Origin of the sequence: Altererythrobacter lutimaris (assembly GCF_013371495.1) — a bacterium.
In the GTDB taxonomy this organism is placed as follows: Bacteria; Pseudomonadota; Alphaproteobacteria; order Sphingomonadales; family Sphingomonadaceae; genus Erythrobacter; species Erythrobacter lutimaris_A.
In genome coordinates this window covers 673,131-690,016 of record NZ_JABWTA010000001.1, presented here as the reverse complement: position 1 = coordinate 690,016, position 16,886 = coordinate 673,131, and the positions used below count along the sequence as shown (strand labels likewise).

Here is a 16,886-nt window from a genome sequence, read left to right as displayed (position 1 = left end):
CCGACTTGCGAGTTAGCCAAATTAGGCCCAATGAGCCTCGGCATGATCGAGCACGCAATCTTCTCCATTCCTGAGTCGAAGAAGCAGGACTTGAAGGTGCTGTTTCTAGCCAAGCACGCGCTTTCTGGCGGAAAAGCGCATGCAGAAGATGGCAACCATGCGGTCTATCACCATGAAATCCTGACGGTTTTGCAGGATATCGGGCTGAATGTTACGCCCGCCAATGACTTTCCCGCTCTGGTCGAGCATCAGGGCCACGACTTCCTGTTCACTCTCTTGAACAGAGCAGGTTACCCGATGAGCGAGATGCTGGGCCCGTTAATGGCAAAACGCATTGGCCTGCCGTTTTTGGGGGCTTCACCCATCGTTCGCGGTCTCGCAGACGACAAGCATCTGATGAAAACCGCCGCCGCTGCTCGTGGTGTTCCTGTGGCTCCATGGATGATCGCGCGTATCGGTGCACCCTTCCCGCACGAGCCTGACTGGGCCTATGAGCGCCTTGTCGTAAAGCCAAACGCTTCCTCGGCGAGCTGGGGCATCACTATGCCTGCCACCTGGTCGCAGGCCAAGAAAGACATCAAGGCGCTTCATGAAGAAGGCCACGATGTGATCATCGAACGCTATGAAGGCGCATATGACGTCGTGGTTCCTGTGCTGGGCGGGGATGAACCAATCCTGCTTTCCACCATGCGCTTTGAAATGCCGGGTGATGAAGGAAATTTCCGCTCTTACGAAGAGAAACGCGGGCTGACCGATGGTCCCAAAGAACGGCTCGTCGCAATGAGCAAGCCAACCATGACCCGCAAGATCCGCGAGCAAGTCCGCGCCATGCTGCCGGAACTATGGCCGTTTGATTATGGCCGGTTCGAGTTCCGCTACACGCCGGAAACCGGTGAAGTTTTGTTCATGGAAGTGAACGTTTCCTGCAATCTATGGTCGAAAAAAACGGTGTCTGGCGCGGCGCAGATCGCTGGCCTTTCGCACCATCAATTGATCGAGCACATTGTAGCATCAAGCATGGATCGTCAGGGCGTGATCAAAGCGGACCGCACGATGATGGCGCTCAACACGGATCCCAAGGAAACAGGCGGAGCCGCTATCAATGTCTGAGGCGCTTGCGGAGCGGCAGGACGAGACCGTACGCGAAGAAATCTCCCAATTACTCGCAGAACGCCGCGCTATCGGGGCGGAAGAACGCGATATTCCATTGGGCTGGTGGTATCATGCGAAGAAGAAATTTCCGCTCTTTCCAGGTTTAACGCGTGCGACCGGTTCCGCCTTTCTCAATGAACACTACCGGCATATCGAAGAGTCACAGGGCCCGCTGAGAAAGCTAGTAAATATCCTGACGTTCAGCGGCTTCCATGCCTGGCTTGGCTTACGTACAAAGCAAGTGGCGAAGCGTTACAAGATGCCCGATGGTTGGGCGACGCAAGCAAAAGCCATCGCTCGCAAGCGGTTCGTCGACCCCAACGATCTTGCCCTTTTCCGGATCGAGAAGCCCGAAGAGATGGACCTGTTCTTGCGACGGTTCGAACACAGCGACCTCAACCGGCGCTTCAATCCGGCAAATTGGACCCGTGACTGTCTGCTCGCCAACAAGATCGATTTCTACCTGTTCTGCCTCGATCGGGGTCTCTCGACGCCTATGCTGCATGGCTATTTCAGCGATGGCCGCGCAACTCCCGTTTCGCTGCCCGATGCGGATGGCGTGATCGTAAAACCGAACGACGGTGAAGGCGGCGACGGAGTGGAGTTGGCCGAAGTTCCCCAGGAGGCGCGTGGCGACCTAGAAGTCTTTGCGCGTTGGATCGAACAGCATTGCGAAGGCCGCAAAGGCGAGTGGATCGTTCAGGAACGGCTGATCGCGTCGCCAGAGCTCGATGGCCTTGCGCTTTCAGCCTTGCCGACGATGAGGGTAACAACGATGCTCAACGAGCATGGCAAGCCTGAGATTGTGACTTCTGTCCTGCGCTTTCCGTCTGATCCAGACACGCGTGTCGACAACATCAAGTCGGGCGGGCTGATGGCGCCGATTGACCCGCAAACGGGCGTTTTGGGCAGAGGATGCCGCGGTCGCGGAGTCGGTGAATTTGACAAGCACCCTGTCACAGATGCGCAGATTACCGGGCGCAGCCTCGAGAGCTGGGATATGACGCGCGAGCTCGTCTTGAGCGCTCATGACAAACACTTCCGGCAATATGCGCTGGTCGGATGGGATATCGCGCCAACCACGAAGGGCCCCATGATCGTTGAAGGCAATGGAAAACCCTGCATGATCGTCGCGCAGCGTGCGAACGGCAAAGGTCTCGGCGAGACGCGCTATGGTGAATTGATTGCCTGGCATCTGGCAGAGCGCCGCGCAGGGCGCGATCCTCTTGCCGTCGCCGCGAACTAGTCGGGAACCCGTTCGCCTTTCCAGTCGAACTGGAAGCCTGTGTCTTGAGGACCGAGGCCAGCAATCACAGAGAGCAAGTTCGCAGCAGCCTCATTAGGCGGCGTCAGCTGGCCGTCAGGTAGATTGGACTGAAACGGCTCGCTCAAGCTGGTGTCGACAGTTCCCGGGTGAAGCGAGACGACGACCGCTTGCTTGTGCGTCCTCCCAAGTTCAATCGACCAATTGCGCACCAGCATGTTGAGCGCCGCCTTACTCGCGCGGTAGCTGTGCCATCCGCCAATCCGGTTATCGCTAATGGAACCAACCCGAGCGGACAACGCTGCAAAGACCGCTCTTCCCTCGCGCGGAAACAGCGGCAGCAAGTGTTTGGCAATCAGCGCTGGGCCAATCGTGTTGAGCCGCAGAACTTGTTCCATTGCGGCGGGATCAAGCCGCTTAAAGCTGCGCTCCGGTCCGGTTCCGTCAGGCAAAGTCAACACACCTGTTGCAACGATAACAAGCTGAGGTGGCTCGGATTTCATCATATCGGCTGCAGACTGAATGCTTGCTTCGTCGGTCAGATCAAACGCGAATGGCGTGATGGCCATATGAGGCGGAGCGCAGCCCGATCGCGACCCGGCATAGACCCGCTTTGCGCCGCGCTCTACCAGCGCTTCGCAAAGAGCAGCACCGATCCCGCCGCTGGCGCCGAAGACAGCACAAATCTGTGGCCAGTTTCCTACATTGTCCATGCCGGACTAAAGCCATGGGACAGTCGCAAGGTTCCATGGAGTTTTGAAAAAATAGGAAATGTGTCAACTTTGTTGGAAGGACCAAGAACAGCAGAACTCTGCGGGTTTGAGGCCGATTCGGCCAATTTGACAGGTGTCAACTTTGTCAACTTTGTTGGAATTCGATTTCGCTCAAGGGCGAAGGCACTTGCGACCCGAGCAACACAGCGGGCAAAGCTCTCAACAAACCCGCCTTGCCTCATGTGTCGGACACGTTAGATAGGTTCACAAACCAAAACGGGATTCACAACTGCCATGGCTACTTTTACGCTTCCTGCTAATTCCAAGATCCGTAAGGACGGCAAGACGTACAAAGCTGAGGGTGCGAAACGTACCAAGACGTTCAAGATTTACCGCTTCGATCCCGATAGCGGCAAGAATCCCCGCTACGACAAGTTCGAGATTGATCTCGATAATTGCGGTCCGATGGTTCTCGACGCGCTGTTCAAGATCAAGAACGAGATTGATCCGACGCTGACTTTCCGTCGTTCCTGCCGTGAAGGCATTTGCGGTTCGTGCTCGATGAACATGAACGGCAAAAACGGTCTTGCTTGCACCACAGCGATTGAAGACCTTGGCGGCGAAATTCGTATCACGCCGCTGCCGCACATGGACGTAATCAAGGACCTCGTGCCGGACTTCACGCACTTCTATGCGCAATACGCCTCAATCCGCCCTTGGCTGCAAACCGTCAGTCCGACGCCGAGCGGCAAGGAGCGTTTGCAGACGCCTGAGCAGCGCGAGAAGCTGGATGGGCTTTACGAGTGCATTCTGTGCGCGTGCTGCTCGACAAGCTGCCCGTCTTACTGGTGGAATTCCGACAAGTTCCTGGGCCCGGCAATCTTGCTTCAGGCCTATCGCTGGCTTGCGGATAGTCGCGATGAAATGACCGGTGAGCGCCTCGATCAACTGGAAGACCCATTCCGCCTGTATCGCTGCCACACAATCATGAACTGCGCGAATGTGTGTCCCAAGGGCCTCAGCCCCGCCAAAGCGATCGCAGAAACCAAGAAGATGATGGCTGAACGCCAGATCTGAGCTTGGCCCGGTGCTTAGCGACGATGTGTTCGACCACAAGCCGGACCCGGACAACCCGGGCTGGCATCACTGGAATCTGAAGGACGAGACGCTGTTCAACGGTGCTGTGATGGGAAAACTCATCACGCGGCGTGAAGGTGAAAAGTGCCGTTTGCGCATGTTTCCAGAGCGCAAGCATGAGAATTTGCAAGGCATCATCCATGGCGCTGTGACGCTTGGCCTGATCGACATCTCCATGTTCACGACGATGCATGTGGTGGGCACGGGCAATGCGGGGCCGTCTGTCACGCTCGAGCTTTCGACGCAGTTCATTGGCGGCGGTGATCCCAAGCGTCCGCTCGATGCGGTGACGGAGATCATGCGCGAAACAGGCAAACTCGTATTCGTGCGCGGCGAAGTGGTGCAGGATGATGACCGTGTTGCTGCTTACAGCGGCATCATCCGCAAGTTCGTTCCGCGCGAACAAGGGTGATCGGGCGCCATGCTCGCACGCTATGAAAGGCTGATCGCGGCGGGCGAGCTGCGTGAGGATGCCGACCAGAGGCGGGCAGCGGTTCGGCTCACGCATCTACAGCGCGAGCTGGAGCGCGGGAAACCCGGCGGACTGATGGGCCAATTCTTCGGTCGCAAAGCCAAGAGCCCGCGCGGCATTTACATGTGGGGCGGCGTCGGGCGCGGCAAGTCCATGCTGATGGACCTGTTTGTCGAAACGCTTGGTATTCCTGAAAAGCGCCGCGTGCACTTCCATGCGTTTATGCTGGAAGTGGATCAGATGCTGCGCGAGGCGCGCCAGAGTGATCCGGGTGATCCGGTGGCGAAAGTCGCTGCAAGGATCGCGGCAGATGTGCGGTGCCTTGCCTTCGACGAAATGGTGGTCACGAACACGGCTGATGCGGCGATCATGGCGCGGCTGTTCACGGCGCTCATCCTTGAACAAGGCGTCACTGTCGTCACAACCAGCAACCGGCCGCCGCAGGATCTTTACAAGGACGGGCTTAACCGATCGCTCTTCCTACCCTTCATTACGCTGGTCGAGGAACAGCTCGATATCGTTCCGCTCGATGGCCCGGTCGATTATCGGCTTGAGCGGCTCGGCGGGATCGGCAACTGGAACGCGCCTTTCGGCGATGAAGCAACTGCAAGGGCGCGCGAGGCCTTCTTCCGTCTGACCGACTATGATCCACAGGATGCTGCCAATGTACCGAGCGCAGAGCTTGATCTGGGCGGCGGGCGAACGCTGCATGTCCCGAAGAGCCTCAAAGGCGTTGCAGTCTTCAGTTTCAAGAAGCTGTGCCAGGAGAACCGTGGCGCGTCAGACTATCTGGCGATTGCGCGCAGTTATCACACTGTCATCCTTGTCGGCATCCCTCTGATGGGGCCGGAAAACCGCAACGAAGCGATCCGCTTTACCAAGCTGATCGATGCGCTCTATGAAATGCGGGTCAAGCTGTTTGTGACCGCTCAGGCTGAGCCGGAAGAGCTCTACACTGCTGGCGATGGCAGCTTCGAGTTTGCCCGCACCGTCAGTCGGTTGAAGGAAATGCAGAGCGCGGAATATATGGCGCTGGGCCATGGTGTCGCGGAAACGGCCGCATCAGACTAGCATTTCTTCCGCAGGCCCATGCCCAAGGAAATTTGCAGGCGACGCCGTCGCTCCATAGGCGCCTGCACAGAACACCGCGACGATATCGCCAACTTCCGCGCGTGGTAGCTCAGCCTTGTCAGCCAGCCTGTCCAGCGGAGTGCAAAGGCAGCCAACGACGTTCGCAATCTCTTCCGGTTCAGCACCAAACCGAGTGGCAATCGCGAGCGGATAATTGCGGCGAACCACTGTGCCGAAATTGCCTGAGGCCGCGAGCTGGTGATGCAGCCCACCATCGGTCACGAAATATGTGACGCCGTGGCTTTCCTTGCGATCGACAATACGGGTCAAATAGACACCCGCTTCACCCACCAGATAGCGCCCAAGTTCTAGACAAAGCTCGGTTTCCGCGAGGATCGAAGGTAGCTTCGCCATCCGCTCTGCAAGCGCTGACGCGACAGCGCCCAGGTCAAGCGGCTCGTCGCCGGGGAAATACGGAATGCCAAAGCCGCCACCCATGTTGAGCTTGGGCAGAGGTGCGCCGATAGCTTCGCTGAGTCTTGCGGCGAGTTCCAGCACATTGGCCTGCGCTTCGATAACAGCCTCAGCACCGAGGGCCTGACTGCCCGTAAAGATGTGAAGCCCGCGCCACTGAACACCGGCTTCTATCAGGCGCTTTGCGAGCGCTGGCACACGGTCCGCATCGATACCGAAGGGTTTAGCCCCTCCCCCCATTTTCATGCCTGAGCCCTTGAGCTCGAAATCCGGATTAACCCGGATCGCCATACGCGGCGTGATGCCGAGACGCTCACCAATCGATAGCGTTCGCTCCGCTTCGCCTTCGCTTTCGCAATTGAGAGTGACGCCAGCGCGCACTGCCGCTTCCAGCTCGTCATCGCGTTTGCCGGGACCCGCGAAGCTCACTCGCGCCATATCGATCCCAAGTTCCTCCAGCAAGGCAAGCTCGCCAGAGGAGGCGATATCAAACCCGTCCACAAGCGGCTCCATGTGCTGGACAACCGGAGCAAACGGGTTGGCCTTCACTGCATAATTCAGCCCAATCCGCTCAGGCAAAGCGTCGCGCAACGCGGCGACACGTGCATTCAAGCGTTCGCGCGAGTACACAAAAAGCGGTGTTCGGCCTGCTTCGTTAACCAACTCGCTAACCTTGCGTCCTGCAACCGCCAGCTCGCCATCGATGGCGGCAAAACCTTCAGGAACGGGCCCTAGCGCCTTGGGTTTCATGCTGAAAGCTCCCGCAGCAATGCCGTGCGGTCAATCTTGCCATTGGGATTAAGCGGCATTTTCTCTTTCCAATGAATCTCAGCCGGTTGCATGAAATTGGGCAGCTCCTTGGCGAGAAACTTAGGCAGGCCTATCTCAAAATCCACTGCATCGGGCTCGGCGCGCACGACAAGATGGACGGCATGCCCCAAGCGTTCGTCCGGCAAGCCCAGAGCGACCGCCTCAGCCACCAAGCCGCTTGCAAGTGCGCCCTCTTCCACCTCTTGCGGGCTAATGCGGTTGCCAGCACTTTTAATCATCGCATCGCGCCGCGCGACGAAATAGAGTAAGCCATTCGCTTCCCGCTTGACGCTGTCGCCCGACCATACCGCCATTCCGCCATATTCGCTTGCCACTGGCGCAGGCTTGAACCGGCGCGCTGTCCGCTCGGGATCCTGCCAATAGCCTTGCGCCACCAGTGGCCCGCAATGGACGAGCTCGCCTTCTTCGCCGGCCTGTGCGACCGCTCCATTCTCATCGATGACCATGATCTCGGCGAATGGGATGGCGCGGCCTATAGACGTGGGATGCTCATCGACGAGCGATGGATCGAGATAGGTAGACCGAAACGCCTCCGTCAGGCCATACATCGGGTAGAGGTCCGCTTGCGGAAAGATGCGGCGCAGGTCGCGCACAAGATCGCGGGTCAAAACGCCACCTGAATTGGTCATACGGCGCATGCCAGCAACCGCATCTTCCGTCCAATCGAGCTCGGTGAGTTGAACCCATAAAGGCGGGACCGCGGCCAGTGTGGTAATCGAATGCTTTGCGCATGCCTTCATGACGTCATGTGCGAGCAGATAATTGAGCGGCGCAACGCTGCCGCCTGCATACCAGGTCGAAAGCAGCTGGTTCTGGCCATAATCGAAAGAGAGCGGCAAAACCCCAAGCGTCACATCATCCTCAGCAAGCTTGAGGTAGTGCGCGACACTGACAGCGCCGAGCCACAGATTGGCATGGCTGAGGACAACACCTTTGGGCCTGCCGGTCGACCCGCTGGTGTAAAGGATCGCAGCGATGTCATCTGGATCGGCATCGCTTGCTGGCAAAGCCTCCGCTTGGGCATAGGCAGCCTCGAGTGCCTCGGCCTCAAGCCAAGTCTCACAACCCGATGGAATATCCTCGACATCAAGGCTGTTCAATCGTCCCTTATTGGCAATGAGCATGTTCGCACCGCTGTCCGACAGGATATGCGCAGCTTGCGCGCGTTTCAGCAGCGGATTGATTGGCACATGCACGAGCCCTGCCCGAGGAGCCGCAAGCGGAAGCAGGCAGGTAAGCTCCCCTTTCGCATCCCAACTGGCAACCCGCGCGCCTTTCTCTGGCACTTGCTCCTTGAGCCAGGCGGCGAGTTTGCCGACCCGGCCTGCAAGCTCTTCATGTGTAAGCGTCTCGCGCTTCATCACCAGTGCGGGAGCGTCACGCGGACCGCGCTCTGTCAGGTGATCAAGCGGATACGGGGTCGGGTCGAGCAGGCCGGGCATTTGAGCAGGATTAGCCGCGCTTTTCCGCTGTGTCAGCCCGCCTTGCGCAATATGTTCTGCAAGGCTACACGCGGCCCGTTTTCAAAAAGGGGAAGACACCAGTATGTCGGCGGATAGCGAAACATCGCAAGAGCCAGTCGCAGAAGGAGCCAAAGCCGCTGCAAAGCCGCTGCCGAGCCGCGCCGTTATCGACGAGACGCTGCGCTCGATCCTGGTGGACGTGCTGGGGCTGGATGCTGACGACGTCGAAACATTCGACCGCGACACCGGCCTGTTTGGCGAATTACCCGAGCTCGATTCCATGGCAGTTGCAGGTCTTCTGACGGAAATCGAAGACCGGCTCGAGATCGTAATCGAAGATGACGAGGTTGACGGTGAAATGCTGGAGACATTCGGCGGCTTGATGGACTTTATCGAGACCAAGACCCTGCTTGACTAAACAGCTAGCAACTTAGCGAACAAACAGGCTCGTCAGCTCCACATGCGTTGACCAGCGAAACTGCCCCACAGGCCTTAGCTTTTCGAGCTTGAATCCGGCTGCAGCAAGCTGTGCGGCATCGCGCGCCCAACTTGATGGATTGCAACTAACGTAAACAACACGTTCGAGTTTGCTCTGAGCGATGGCAGCAACCTGCTCTTTCGCGCCAGCTCGTGGCGGATCGAGAACCACAGCATCGAACTGCGACAATTCGTCCGGCTGCAGCGGATTGCGGAACAGATCGCGATGCTTAGCATCGAGTTTGCGGCCAGTCCGGCGTGCAGCTGAGAGACACGCCAGATGCGCGTCTCGGGCTGCTTCGAAAGCGATAACCTCGCGTGCTTCGCTTAAAGCTAAGGCGAATGTGCCAAGCCCTGCGAACAAATCAGCCACGCTCGCGGTTCCATCTAGCCATGCTGCCGCGTCCGCCGCCATCAACGCCTCAGCATCAGGTGTGGCCTGCAGAAATGCGCCAGCTGGGTAGCTCACGGGAACGCCTGACAAGGTCACCGTAACCGGCTCAGGCTCCCACACCGCTTCCGCTCCGAAGCCCATATCCACCGCGACGCGAGCCAGCCCATGATCGCGCGCGAAATCGAGTACCGCTTCAGTCGCTTCCAAGCCCTCCATCGCGAAATTGCGAATTGAACAATCGACGCCTTGGTCAACTGAAGCGAGACCGATGTCGACAGAGCCGCGGCTTCCATGCTCAGCGACCAGCTTGCGCAAAGGGGCCACCAACTCAATCAGTTGCGGTTGCAGCACGTGACATTCGCGAAGATCGACCACTCTATTGCTGCTTGCTTCGCGAAAACCCAGCACTGCGCCTTTGGCCGTGCGCAGCCCATGCAGGGTCGCTCGCCGACGGCTTCGAGGCGGTGAAAGATGCGTTGGCAGAAGCTCTCCGGCTGCAAGACTCTGGCTTTCAGCAGCAAACGCGACCCGCTCGCGGACGAATTGCTCTAGCGCGGCTTCGTCAGCGTGCTGCAACTGGCATGCACCACATGGCACGAAATGCGGACACGGCGGAGACTGGTGATGCGGTCCGTGCTCAATCGAGCCATCCTCGCGGAGCAGATCACCTGTAACAGCGCCTGAAACGTGCTCGGCGTCTGCGGTCACGCCATCGCCCCGCGCTGCGATGCGCACGATCTCTTTGGGATAGCTCATAGCGCTGCGGCGTAGGCCTCTCGCACGCGGATTGCCAGATCGTCGGCGGTAAAGTTTGGGCTTGCCAACCTTGCAACCTCGCCATGGAGCCAGACCGCTTCGCAGGCCGCTGTAAATGCATCTTTCCCAGTGGCCATGCGGCTTGCAGCGATGCCGGCTAGGACGTCGCCTGTACCGGCCGTTGAGAGCCATGGCGACGCAGGAGGTGCTATGAAAATCCGCCCGTCGGGTGCAGCCAGAATGGTGTCCGGCCCCTTGGCGCAGATAACCATGCCGCTCACCTTGGCCAGCGTATGCGCGCGGGCCTGCCTTTCTTCTGCGATGACCGAGAATGTGCGGCTTAGTTGTTCCAGCTCACCATCATGCGGGGTCGCGAGGACTTGCGCGCCTTTTTCCAGCATCTCAGGCCGGAGCAGCATTAACGCATCGGCATCAAGCACAGTCGGTCGCGGGCCTGCAAGCACCGCCCGCAGCCTATTCTGGGCATCGCTATCCCGTCCCAGCCCCGGTCCAACAAGGACTGACGATATGCGTTTATCGCTTAGCGCGCCTTCCAGTGGATCGGTATCGACAACCAATGCCGCAGGAGCGCTTGCTGGCGCATGGTCTACGAGCAGCTTCACATAGCCCGCGCCGCCCAGCATGGCGGCTTTCGCTGAGAGAAGAGACGCCCCGGGCATCGCTCCGCCAACCACGGCGCATAGACCGCGCGAATATTTGTGCGCATCCAAGGCTGGCGCTGAAAGCTTGGGTTTGGCGAGCAATTGTGCTGCACCCTCCACCTCTTCAACGCCAATCTCGACGAGCTTCAACGCGCCCATTTTGCTCCGGGATGGCAAACGCCAATGCGCGTATTTCCATGCGCCAAGCGCCAGCGTGCAGTCATAGTCCGGCAAGCCTTCATTGAGCAGCGCGCCGCTATCGCTCTCCACACCTGACGGCAGATCCACTGCGATGAGTGACTGCGCGCGCGATGCGAGATCGCGCAGCACAAGCGCATGTTCCGCTTCCAAGGCCCTAGCGAGGCCCGAACCGAACAGGCAATCGACCAAAACGTCGCCTTTGGCGCCTTTGCCTGAAGTCAGCGTCTCGCCCTTGTAAGCAAGCCGCGCCGCTTTGGCAGCTTCAGTCTTGGGACCAAGAGGTGCCACGACTTGGACGGCTAGCCCCCTCGCCCTCAAACATTCAGCGATCACATAACCATCGCCGCCATTGTTGCCCGGACCGCATAGGATAACAACCGAACGTCCAGCGGCGATCCGCCAAACCCATTCAGCAGCGCCGTTCCCTGCAACCTGCATCAGCGTTTCAACCGATGTACCCGCATCGATCAGCGATTGCTCCGCCGCCTGCATCTGCGCGACAGTAAGGATCTGAGCTGACGTCATGTCAGCACTCTATCAGATATCAGCAAAAACGTGACGTTCAGCCTTTGCGCCGGGATGCGTCAACGCGCCTTTCACTGCCGGCCCCACATTCTGCGAGTAGCGATAAAGCGCGCCCGACTGATAGTCGTTGGTGCGCGGTTGCCACGCCTCGCGACGGTGTTCGAGGGTGGCTTCATCGACTTCGAGGTCCATTGTGCCAGCCTCTGCATCGATCGTGATGATGTCGCCATCCTCTACCAGGGCGATGGGTCCGCATTCCGCCGCTTCAGGACCGACATGTCCGATGCAGAAGCCGCGCGTCGCACCTGAAAACCGTCCATCGGTGATCAGCGCAACGCTCTCGCCCATGCCTTGCCCGTAAAGCGCCGCTGTGGTGGCGAGCATCTCACGCATACCGGGACCGCCTTTGGGGCCTTCATAGCGGATCACGATGACACTGCCTTCGCGGATGTCACGCTGCTCGACCGCCTTGAACGCATCTTCTTCGCAATCAAAGCACTGCGCTGGACCTGAGAATTGCAGCTTGCTCATGCCCGCAACCTTTACAATGGCTCCATCGGGAGCAAGCGAGCCTTTGAGGCCGACAACACCGCCGGTCTGTGTGATCGGGTTCGAGACTTCGTAAATGACCTTCTGGTCCGGATTCCACGTGATCTCTTCCAAGTTTTCGCCAATGGTCTTGCCGGACACTGTCATCGGCTCCGGGTCCAGGAAACCGCCATCCATCAGCGTCTTCATCACCATGTAGACGCCGCCCGCATCGTGCATGTCCTTGGCAACGTATTTCCCGCCCGGCTGCAAGTCCGCGATGTAAGGCGTTGATTTGAATACCTCCACAACGTCGAACAAGTCGAACTCAATCCCGCACTCGCTAGCCATGGCTGGCAGATGCAGCGCTGCATTGGTCGAGCCACCGGTTGCCGCGACAACCCTCGCGGCGTTCTCGAATGCAGCCCTCGTGCAAATATCGCGCGGGCGCAGATTGCGCTCCAGCAGCTCCATGATTTGCTTACCCGCACCGACTGCCACTTCCTCACGCGATTTGTAAGGAGCAGGCGCCATGTTGCTGTTCGGCAGGCTCAATCCGATAGCTTCGCCGACGCAGGCCATGGTATTCGCGGTGAACTGACCGCCGCAAGCGCCGTGACCCGGACAAGCGACCTTTTCCAGCGCGATAAGCTCCTGCAGCGGACAATTGCCCGCGCCATACTGGCCAACCGCTTCGAAGACGTCTTTTACCGTTACGTCCTTGTCGTGGAACGTGCCCGGCAGGATTGAGCCACCATAGACAAAGATCGACGGCACATTCAGCCTCAGCATCGCCATCATCATGCCCGGCAAGCTCTTGTCGCACCCGGCAAAGCCGACCAGCGCATCGTAGCAGTGCCCGCGCACGGACAGCTCGACCGAATCCGCGATCACCTCGCGGCTGACAAGCGAGCTTTTCATGCCCTGATGGCCCATCGCGATCCCGTCTGTGACAGTTATCGTGTTGAACCGGCGAGGCGTTCCGCCGCCTTCGATTACGCCCTCGCGGCAGATATTCGCTTGCGCATCGAGCGCAGTGTTGCACGGCGCGCTGTCATTCCCTGCAGAGGCCACCGCGACAAATGGCCGCGCAATCTCTTCCTCGGTCATGCCCATCGCGTAGTAGTAAGAGCGGTGCGGTGCCTTCTCAGGCCCGACAGAAACGTGGCGGGACGGCAGTTTCGATTTATCGAAGCGGGACATATTGTTTCTCGTATACGGCTTTACGTGAAACAGCCCCTGCCTCTACTCAAGCGCGAGCGCAACCCTTCCTGCAACATCGGCAATCATTGCCGCCCAGCGCGATTGCTCTGCGCGGGTTGAAATCAGGTCCTGCCGAACTTCGAGCGCAATGTAGGGTCGCCCATGCGCTTCGGCATGGCGGTTCATTGTCGCATTAAGCTCTTTGCCTGAATAAGGCTCATTATCGCCAACGGTGAGGCCAAGTTCGCTGAAAAGGCGGATAGCGTGGCGCGCCGCGCGATCGTCCTCGTTATAGAGCAGCGCACATTCCCACGGACGTTCCTCGTCCGAGGTCGAAAGCTTGGGCGTAAAGGAATGAAGCGAGATGATGAGCTGCGGCTTCTGCTCGTCGAGCCACTTCGCAAGCGCATCGTGATAAGGCCGATAGTATAGCTTGAGCCGAGCCTCTACATCCGCGCCGATATTGCCCGGGATCAGATGCCCATCGCTCTCCATCGGCACGACATTCTTGTGATCTTCTTCACGGTGAATATCGCAGACGAGCCGACTGACACAGGCGAGATGCCCCGGAATGTTGTGCCTGCGCGCGAGCCGGCCTGCGATGCCTTCTACCCCGATATCGACCGCAATATGTTCGCCCAGCAGTTCTGCCGGGATACCCAGCTCAATACCCTCCGGCACCACATTCGACGCATGGTCCGCCACGCACACGATTCCACCGCGCCGCAGGTCGCCAAGCTGCCGGTATGGAAGACCGTCTGTAATCATGGATGTGTTCTCACTTCAGAGAACCTACCATTTGCCACCATTGTGGTTCCAATTCGGCGAGAACCCGCGATGCCCGATCGCGATGCTCTGCGCTTTCATAGAGCGCGAAACAGGTCGCGCCGGAGCCAGACATCTCGCACATCCAAGGATCAGTCTGGTTCAAACTGCCGAGCACATCCGCAATCGCGGGGCAAAGCTCGACCGCTGGAGCGCGCAGATCATTGCGGCCATTGCGCGCGATTTCGCGGGCGGTGCCTTTGGGTAGCGCGCCGAGGTCTTCACCTTTGCCATCCTTGGCCCATGCCTTGAAAACCGGCCCTGTCGGCAGAGGAATACGCGGATTGACGAGCAGCAGCGCCATGCCCGCCATATCGTTCTCAACCGGCGCGAGGTCTGTCCCCGTTCCGGTTCCGATGGCCATTTCGCTTCGCACGCAAGCCGGTACATCAGCGCCGAGACGAGCGGCCAAATCCTCCCAATTGTCCGGCAGGCCCGCGACCTGTTCGATGATCCTGAACACAGCGCCCGCGTCCGCCGATCCGCCACCAAGCCCTGCCGCAACCGGCAGGTTCTTTTCCAGCGTGACATGCAGGCCCTGGCTACGTGGCAAAGCTGCCATCGCGCGGTTGACGAGATTACCGAATGGATTGTCCAGCGTTGCGGCAAACTCGCCGACAACCTCGAATCTGTCAGCATCGGAAGGTTTCGCCACCAGCCTGTCACCATTGTTGACGAAAGCAAACAGCGTTTCGAGCTCGTGATAGCCATCCTCGCGCTTTCTGCGAACATGCAGCGCGAGGTTGATCTTGGCGTAAGCGGTTTCGGTGATGGTCACCAGCGATCCTTAGCCCCGAACACGCGTTTTGTCTTTAGTTCTCACGTGCCTGCAACCGTTTCCAACAAAGTTGACATAATTGACACCTGCTGTTGGATGGAAAACGGCATGTTCGCGTTATAATTCCGTGTTTTAGGCCTTTCCAACAAAGTTGACACTTTTCCTATTTTTTCAAAACTCCATGAGGGGATTTGAGCGTTTCAGATAGGATTGCGGGCTTAGCTCACGAGGCGAATGTAGGAAATGTGGTTCGACCAGTCACTCGGCACTCCGTCATCCCGGCAAAAGCTGGGATCTCAGGCCGCAAGCGCGGTTTTCTGTGGCTCTGGATTCCCGCCTTCGCGGGAATGACGACCATTCTAGATGTCAGCTCTATACTCGGTCACCCCGGACTTGATCCGGGGTCCAGCCTCTTGTGGCTCTTAGCTAGAGCATTCGGCAGCGGAATGTCTGCCTATCCGTTTTTCGAGAGTCCAACTTCCGCGAGTAGGCGCTCGAGTTCTTTGCGACCACCATCGTCAAATGGCACCTGCACTGCTTTGGCCCTCAACCGGATGCTATCTAGATTCTGATCAATGATTGGGATTACGAGAAAATCATGCCAATCATACTGACCGCTATTCCCATTAAGGGCGTCACGAATGTACTGAGCGACCTCTTCCGGCGTCCGATCAACGGGCCGCATCACAATCGAAGCTGACCCGGCAAAAGCGGCCATAAGCGTGGCAATTAGTCCGGAAAACCCGCGTAAAACTGCTTTCAAACGAGCGCGCACCTTAACCCGTCACATATTCGGATAGTTCGGGCCGCCGCCGCCTTCCGGCGTCACCCAGTTGATGTTCTGGTTCGGGTCCTTGATGTCGCAGGTCTTGCAATGGACGCAATTTTGCGAGTTGATCTGGAACTTCATCTCGCCTGAAACCTTTCCCTTCGACGAGCCACAGAATGTCGCTGTTACTTCTTGGTTATCGCAAATGTCTGGCTCACTCCCCGCAAAGCCCCCGTTTCATTATCCTCGCGAATTTCAAGGCAACGACAGCCTGCCTGATCAATTATTTCAAAGATAAATTGCTGAGGAAGAGCGTTCATTTCCATTTTTGGCGGTTCACTCCTCAGATATTCATCAACCGTGAATTCCTGCGTGGCCTTGTAGCTAGGCATTTGAATGATAGCAGATCCCCCTTCTGCGAGGGCAGTCAAAAGGTGTCTGAGAATTGCAGCCATTATCGGAGGAGGATTATGTTGCAGCACTATCTTGCTAAGGATCAGATCGAATGGTTCGAGGCGAGAAAGTTCATCCAGCTGTTCCAATACTCGAAATTCAACATTCGCTACAGAACGCAACTCGGCCTGTTCGTTCGCAAGCTTAATGTGCGGCGGCGAAATATCGATGCCCACAACGCTCTCGCAATATGGCGAAAGCGCTAAAGTGAGCCGGCCGACACCGCACCCAAAATCGAGCCCTTTTCTAAAAGAAAGTGGACGGTTTGATCGCCTCAAGAAATTGAAGTCTCTGTCAACGGACTTCACACCACTGGCATAGAAATCATCAATGTTATCTTGGATGTTATCTTTCTTAAACTTTTCCGAGGTGAGCACTGACCAATGCGGCTCAGTCCGTCCAAACTCTTGCCACGCACTCGAAATGCGAGCGAGCATTTGTGACATTTGAGCTTCAGTGCAAGCTATATCGGTCCCATGTGACTGAGCATCGAAAAAGCGACCGATAGGAGGAGGCGTACCCCGTGTTGCGAGGCTACCCCTAAATTCGGAACTGTCCAAAAAAGCATCTCGCAAGCTGGCAAATTCTGAGTGGGCCATTCCTTTTGAAACCACTTCTTCACTCTCGGGCTCTCGGCCGAGAATAAAACGATATGCATTTACCACTTCATCGCGAGAAACCGGCACTGCTTTTTCCTTTGCCATGACCAGGCTTTAGCTTTTCAAACGTCGCATAAAA

General features: G+C 57.9%; 15 protein-coding genes and 1 pseudogene. 6 read left to right on the top strand and 10 right to left on the bottom strand.

Going from position 1 to position 16,886, the window contains the following annotated elements; genetic code table 11:
• The first annotated feature begins 42 nt into the window (after positions 1 to 42).
• Positions 43 to 1,110, top strand: a complete 1,068-nt coding sequence (locus HUO12_RS03340; protein WP_176272255.1) for a D-alanine--D-alanine ligase family protein — start codon at positions 43 to 45, stop codon at positions 1,108 to 1,110.
• Positions 1,103 to 2,398 (top strand): sugar-transfer associated ATP-grasp domain-containing protein, encoded by a 1,296-nt coding sequence (locus HUO12_RS03335; protein WP_176272254.1) that lies wholly within the window; start codon positions 1,103 to 1,105, stop codon positions 2,396 to 2,398. Before HUO12_RS03340 ends, HUO12_RS03335 begins: the two co-directional genes overlap by 8 nt.
• Here the strand turns inward: HUO12_RS03335 and HUO12_RS03330 are convergent.
• The gene (locus tag HUO12_RS03330; protein WP_176272253.1) at positions 2,395 to 3,129 is read right to left on the bottom strand and encodes an SDR family NAD(P)-dependent oxidoreductase; all 735 of its coding nucleotides are present in this window, start codon (positions 3,127 to 3,129) and stop codon (positions 2,395 to 2,397) included. The two genes, HUO12_RS03335 and HUO12_RS03330, sit on opposite strands and share 4 nt — an antisense overlap.
• 294 nt (positions 3,130 to 3,423) lie before the next feature.
• Here HUO12_RS03330 and HUO12_RS03325 point away from each other — a divergent pair, with 294 nt between their 5' ends.
• From HUO12_RS03325 to zapE, 3 genes are read left to right on the top strand one after another with little or no spacing between them, the layout of a single operon-like run.
• Positions 3,424 to 4,206, top strand: coding sequence for a succinate dehydrogenase iron-sulfur subunit (locus HUO12_RS03325; protein ID WP_176272252.1), 783 nt, complete (start codon positions 3,424 to 3,426; stop codon positions 4,204 to 4,206).
• 10 nt (positions 4,207 to 4,216) lie between these two features.
• Positions 4,217 to 4,678: a PaaI family thioesterase gene (locus tag HUO12_RS03320; RefSeq protein ID WP_176272251.1), complete on the top strand. Its 462-nt coding sequence runs from the start codon at positions 4,217 to 4,219 to the stop codon at positions 4,676 to 4,678.
• A 9-nt stretch (positions 4,679 to 4,687) separates the two neighbouring features.
• Complete coding sequence (zapE, locus tag HUO12_RS03315) at positions 4,688 to 5,809, top strand: cell division protein ZapE (RefSeq protein ID WP_176272250.1); 1,122 nt, start codon at positions 4,688 to 4,690, stop codon at positions 5,807 to 5,809.
• Here zapE and HUO12_RS03310 read toward each other — a convergent pair.
• The gene (locus tag HUO12_RS03310) at positions 5,801 to 7,033 is read right to left on the bottom strand and encodes a pyridoxal-dependent decarboxylase, exosortase A system-associated (RefSeq protein WP_176272249.1); all 1,233 of its coding nucleotides are present in this window, start codon (positions 7,031 to 7,033) and stop codon (positions 5,801 to 5,803) included. The two genes, zapE and HUO12_RS03310, sit on opposite strands and share 9 nt — an antisense overlap.
• Entirely contained in the window at positions 7,030 to 8,556 is a 1,527-nt protein-coding gene (locus HUO12_RS03305; RefSeq protein WP_176272248.1) for an acyl-CoA ligase (AMP-forming), exosortase A system-associated, read from the bottom strand. The genes HUO12_RS03310 and HUO12_RS03305 overlap by 4 nt, the downstream gene beginning before the upstream one ends.
• A 103-nt stretch (positions 8,557 to 8,659) precedes the next feature.
• On the opposite strand from HUO12_RS03305, the gene HUO12_RS03300 reads away from it, so the two are divergent.
• Positions 8,660 to 8,995 carry an acyl carrier protein gene (locus HUO12_RS03300; protein WP_176272247.1) on the top strand — a complete coding sequence of 112 codons (336 nt, stop codon included), beginning with the start codon at positions 8,660 to 8,662 and terminating at the stop codon, positions 8,993 to 8,995.
• Positions 8,996 to 9,007: 12 nt separating this feature from the next.
• On the opposite strand, the gene HUO12_RS03295 is transcribed toward HUO12_RS03300, so the two are convergent.
• The 7 genes and pseudogenes from HUO12_RS03295 to HUO12_RS03265 all read right to left on the bottom strand — a co-directional run bounded on the left by HUO12_RS03295 (position 9,008) and on the right by HUO12_RS03265 (position 16,852).
• Entirely contained in the window at positions 9,008 to 10,204 is a 1,197-nt protein-coding gene (locus HUO12_RS03295; protein WP_176272246.1) for a class I SAM-dependent RNA methyltransferase, read from the bottom strand.
• Positions 10,201 to 11,592 (bottom strand): NAD(P)H-hydrate dehydratase, encoded by a 1,392-nt coding sequence (locus HUO12_RS03290; RefSeq protein ID WP_176272245.1) that lies wholly within the window; start codon positions 11,590 to 11,592, stop codon positions 10,201 to 10,203. The genes HUO12_RS03295 and HUO12_RS03290 overlap by 4 nt, the downstream gene beginning before the upstream one ends.
• Before the next feature lie 12 nt (positions 11,593 to 11,604).
• Positions 11,605 to 13,323, bottom strand: a complete 1,719-nt coding sequence (gene ilvD, locus HUO12_RS03285; protein ID WP_176272244.1) for a dihydroxy-acid dehydratase — start codon at positions 13,321 to 13,323, stop codon at positions 11,605 to 11,607.
• A 42-nt stretch (positions 13,324 to 13,365) separates the two neighbouring features.
• The gene (locus HUO12_RS03280) at positions 13,366 to 14,091 is read right to left on the bottom strand and encodes an N-formylglutamate amidohydrolase (protein WP_176272243.1); all 726 of its coding nucleotides are present in this window, start codon (positions 14,089 to 14,091) and stop codon (positions 13,366 to 13,368) included.
• 10 nt (positions 14,092 to 14,101) lie between these two features.
• Entirely contained in the window at positions 14,102 to 14,926 is an 825-nt protein-coding gene (locus HUO12_RS03275; protein ID WP_176272242.1) for a 4-(cytidine 5'-diphospho)-2-C-methyl-D-erythritol kinase, read from the bottom strand.
• Between the two features lie 784 nt (positions 14,927 to 15,710).
• Positions 15,711 to 15,836 (bottom strand): annotated as a pseudogene (locus HUO12_RS03270) (4Fe-4S dicluster domain-containing protein); the annotation flags it as partial.
• Between the two features lie 44 nt (positions 15,837 to 15,880).
• Positions 15,881 to 16,852 carry a class I SAM-dependent methyltransferase gene (locus HUO12_RS03265; protein ID WP_217905164.1) on the bottom strand — a complete coding sequence of 324 codons (972 nt, stop codon included), beginning with the start codon at positions 16,850 to 16,852 and terminating at the stop codon, positions 15,881 to 15,883.
• Positions 16,853 to 16,886: the final 34 nt, after the last annotated feature.

Excerpts from the sequence above, each read along its gene's own strand:
- HUO12_RS03265 (WP_217905164.1), bottom strand. The coding sequence starts at position 16,852 with ATGGCAAAGGAAAAAGCAGTGCCGGTTTCTCGCGATGAAGTGGTAAAT.
- HUO12_RS03340 (WP_176272255.1), top strand. The coding sequence starts at position 43 with ATGATCGAGCACGCAATCTTCTCCATTCCTGAGTCGAAGAAGCAGGAC.
- HUO12_RS03335 (WP_176272254.1), top strand. The coding sequence starts at position 1,103 with ATGTCTGAGGCGCTTGCGGAGCGGCAGGACGAGACCGTACGCGAAGAA.
- HUO12_RS03295 (WP_176272246.1), bottom strand. The coding sequence starts at position 10,204 with ATGAGCTATCCCAAAGAGATCGTGCGCATCGCAGCGCGGGGCGATGGC.
- HUO12_RS03310 (WP_176272249.1), bottom strand. The coding sequence starts at position 7,033 with ATGAAACCCAAGGCGCTAGGGCCCGTTCCTGAAGGTTTTGCCGCCATC.
- HUO12_RS03290 (WP_176272245.1), bottom strand. The coding sequence starts at position 11,592 with ATGACGTCAGCTCAGATCCTTACTGTCGCGCAGATGCAGGCGGCGGAG.
- zapE (WP_176272250.1), top strand. The coding sequence starts at position 4,688 with ATGCTCGCACGCTATGAAAGGCTGATCGCGGCGGGCGAGCTGCGTGAG.
- ilvD (WP_176272244.1), bottom strand. The coding sequence starts at position 13,323 with ATGTCCCGCTTCGATAAATCGAAACTGCCGTCCCGCCACGTTTCTGTC.
- HUO12_RS03280 (WP_176272243.1), bottom strand. The coding sequence starts at position 14,091 with ATGATTACAGACGGTCTTCCATACCGGCAGCTTGGCGACCTGCGGCGC.
- HUO12_RS03300 (WP_176272247.1), top strand. The coding sequence starts at position 8,660 with ATGTCGGCGGATAGCGAAACATCGCAAGAGCCAGTCGCAGAAGGAGCC.
- HUO12_RS03305 (WP_176272248.1), bottom strand. The coding sequence starts at position 8,556 with ATGCCCGGCCTGCTCGACCCGACCCCGTATCCGCTTGATCACCTGACA.
- HUO12_RS03325 (WP_176272252.1), top strand. The coding sequence starts at position 3,424 with ATGGCTACTTTTACGCTTCCTGCTAATTCCAAGATCCGTAAGGACGGC.
- HUO12_RS03330 (WP_176272253.1), bottom strand. The coding sequence starts at position 3,129 with ATGGACAATGTAGGAAACTGGCCACAGATTTGTGCTGTCTTCGGCGCC.